Here is a 2,940-nt window from a genome sequence, read left to right on the forward strand (position 1 = left end):
CGGTCAAGGCGCCGGCTGACGGCATCGTCAGCCAGGCCTCGTCGTTCAAGGTCGGCCAATATGTCGGTTCCGGCACGCCGCTGTTTTCGCTGGTCGAGACCGGCGACACCTGGATCGATGCCAATTTCAAGGAAACGCAGCTCACCCACATGAAGCCCGGTCAGAAGGCCGAGATCGTGGTCGACACCTATCCGGGGCGCACCTTCGAGGCGACGGTCAAGGCGATCGGCGCCGGCACGGGAGCCGAGTTCTCGCTGCTGCCGGCCCAGAATGCCACCGGCAACTGGGTCAAGGTCACACAGCGCATCCCGGTTCGTCTCGAACTGACCGATACGGACGCCAAGATGGCGTTGCGCACCGGCATGAGCGCCACCGTTACCGTCGACACCGGCGTGGCGCGTGGCCTGCCTTCGATCTTCGGTCACGCCACGGCCGGCGAGGCCGCGCAGTAACGTCAACAGAATGCCGCAGGACCAGCGGCAGAGGTGAATAGCAGGATTGGTCTGATGGGAGGAGCTGGAAGGATCAGCGTTTGGGTGCTGCCGCGGTGCGGCCTGGCCGAATCTGAAATCTCCGACGCGGACCCGTCGGTCCTCATGTTTCCGGGCGGCAGGCATCCGCTCATCAGAGACTTTCAGTCGATGTAACCCCCACATCGACAATCGCGTCCCACCGCGACGAGGGTCTCTCAACCGAAGGCGTTGCCGCCCGGAAACCCCTTGTACACGTTTTTGTTACCTGCTGGAAGTTCCACGCCATGAGCACGCCCGAACCCTTCAAAGAAGTGCCGCATCGCGGCCTGATCACGGTCGCGCTCATGTTGGCGACGATCATGCAGGCGCTCGACACGACGATCGCCAACGTCGCGCTGCCGACCATGACCGGCGATCTCGGCGCCTCGCCTGACAACATCAACTGGGTGCTGACCTCCTACATCGTTGCCGCCGCCATCATGACGCCGGTCACCGGCTGGCTGGCCGATCGCTTCGGCCGCAAGGAACTGTTCCTGACGGCGGTGGTCGGCTTCACCGTGTTTTCGATGCTGTGCGGCATCGCCTGGAGCCTGGAGACCATGGTGTTCTTCCGGCTGATGCAAGGCGTGTTCGGCGCCGCGATCGTGCCTCTGTCGCAGACCTTCCTGCTCGACATCAATCCCAGGGAACGCCATGGCCAGGCGATGGCCATCTGGGGCGCCGGCATCATGCTGGGTCCGATTCTGGGCCCGACACTCGGTGGCTGGCTGACCGAGAATTTCAACTGGCGTTGGGTGTTCTTCATCAATCTGCCGGTCGGCATCGTCGCCTTTCTCGGTATGGCCGCTTATTTGCCGGCTATCGCGCGGCGCGTGCGCGGCTTCGATTTCTTCGGCTTCGCCATGATATCGCTCGGCGTCGGCGCGCTTCAGCTGCTGCTCGACCGCGGCGGCGAGGTCGACTGGTTTTCCTCGGTCGAGATCTGGATCGAACTTGGTCTTTCGCTCACCGGCTTCTGGGTGTTCATCATTCACACCATGACGGCCGAGCACCCCTTCATCGATCCCAAGATCTTCCTCGACCGCAATTTCGTGACCGGGCTCGCATTCATCTTCGTCATGGGTGTGCTCATCCTGGCGAGCATGTCGCTGCTGCCGCCGATGCTGTCGACCATCTTCGGCTATCCGACCGTCACCATCGGCATCGTCATGGGGCCACGCGGCGTCGGCACCATGATCTCGATGCTCGTCGTCGGGCGGCTCATGAGCAGGATTGACGCCAGGATCCTCGTCGTCATCGGCTTCCTGCTGACCGCGCAGTCGCTCTACACCATGTCCAGCTTCACCCCGCAGATGGACAATTGGCTGATCATCAGCTCCGGCGTCATCCAGGGCCTGGGCATGGGGATGGTGTTCGTGCCGTTGTCGACCGTCGCCTTCGCCACGCTTGACGTGCGCTTCCGCACCGATGCCACGGCTCTGTTCAGCCTGGTGCGCAATCTTGGCTCGTCGATCGGCGTGTCGGTCGTGACGGTGTTGATGGTGCGCAACACGCAGATCAACCATGCCGAGCTTTCGGCCTTCATCAATCCGTTCAACCCCAATCTGTGGGCTGTTTCGCCGGCGGCCGCAGGCGGCGATCCAACGGCGCTCTCGCAGGTCGATCGCATGGTCAATCTCCAGGCCATGATGATCTCCTACGTCAACGACTTCAAAATACTCATGGTGATGACACTGCTTGCCATCCCGTTTGTTTTCCTGCTGCGCAAGCCGAAGCAGGCACCAGCCGGCGGCGCGCCGGCGGCGCATATGGACTAGCTTTCCATCAAATCGTCTTGGGTGTGGCGCACCGAACCGGCACGTTTTCCTATTTTCCGAGCACGAGGCTCCAGTAACGGAGCTTGCTGTCGCTGCCGTCGCGCACATAGGCAAGGCCGAAGCGTGTGAAGCGCGGGTCGAGCATGTTGCGGCGATGGCCTGGTGAATGCACCCAGATGTCGAACAGCTTCTCGAGGTCGAAACGACCCTCGGCGATGTTCTCCGCCGCGGCACCGGAAATTCGATTGTCCCTGACGCGCGAGGCGAAATCCTTGCCCCAGCCGGTGGTGTGGCTCATGCGGCGGCGCTGCGCCATATAGCCTGCCTGCTGCAGGGCGGCCTGTTCGAGCTGCCGGTCGGGGACCAGCGGCGCGAGCCCGGCCGAGGCGCGGATGCTGGCCAGCGTGCTGGTGGCGGAGGAGGAGACCCCGGCGCCTTCACCGGTTGGCAGTGAAACGGTGCTGCAGGCGGCGAGCCCCGCCAGGGCTGCGAGGCCGGTCAGCACCATGCGCCTGTTCAGCTTCGGGATCGGGTGGGTTTCGATTTTCGCTATGGTCATGCCCCTGAGATAATGGCGATCATGGCTTTTGCCGGGCAGGGCGGCGAAAATCGGAGAGGGGGCGACAGACTGACGCTGGCCGGTACAACGC

General features: G+C 63.1%; 3 protein-coding genes. 2 read left to right on the top strand and 1 reads right to left on the bottom strand.

Translation table 11 applies throughout. The features are described 5' to 3' along the window. Together EN949_RS34300 and EN949_RS34305 are read left to right on the top strand one after the other, a co-directional pair. On the top strand, window positions 1-452 hold a 452-nt coding region (locus EN949_RS34300; protein ID WP_164782648.1), incomplete at its 5' end, for an HlyD family secretion protein. 305 nt (window positions 453-757) lie between these two features. After that, complete coding sequence (locus tag EN949_RS34305; RefSeq protein ID WP_013532370.1) at window positions 758-2,290, top strand: DHA2 family efflux MFS transporter permease subunit; 1,533 nt, start codon at window positions 758-760, stop codon at window positions 2,288-2,290. A 49-nt stretch (window positions 2,291-2,339) separates the two neighbouring features. Here EN949_RS34305 and EN949_RS34310 read toward each other — a convergent pair whose 3' ends face one another. After that, entirely contained in the window at window positions 2,340-2,849 is a 510-nt protein-coding gene (locus EN949_RS34310; RefSeq protein ID WP_032899511.1) for a CAP domain-containing protein, read from the bottom strand. Between the last annotated feature and the right edge of the window lie 91 nt (window positions 2,850-2,940).

The organism is Mesorhizobium sp. M7A.F.Ca.US.007.01.2.1 (assembly GCF_003998165.1).
GTDB classification, from domain to species: domain Bacteria; phylum Pseudomonadota; class Alphaproteobacteria; order Rhizobiales; family Rhizobiaceae; genus Mesorhizobium; species Mesorhizobium ciceri.

Excerpts from the sequence above, each read along its gene's own strand:
- EN949_RS34305 (WP_013532370.1), top strand. The coding sequence starts at position 758 with ATGAGCACGCCCGAACCCTTCAAAGAAGTGCCGCATCGCGGCCTGATC.
- EN949_RS34310 (WP_032899511.1), bottom strand. The coding sequence starts at position 2,849 with ATGACCATAGCGAAAATCGAAACCCACCCGATCCCGAAGCTGAACAGG.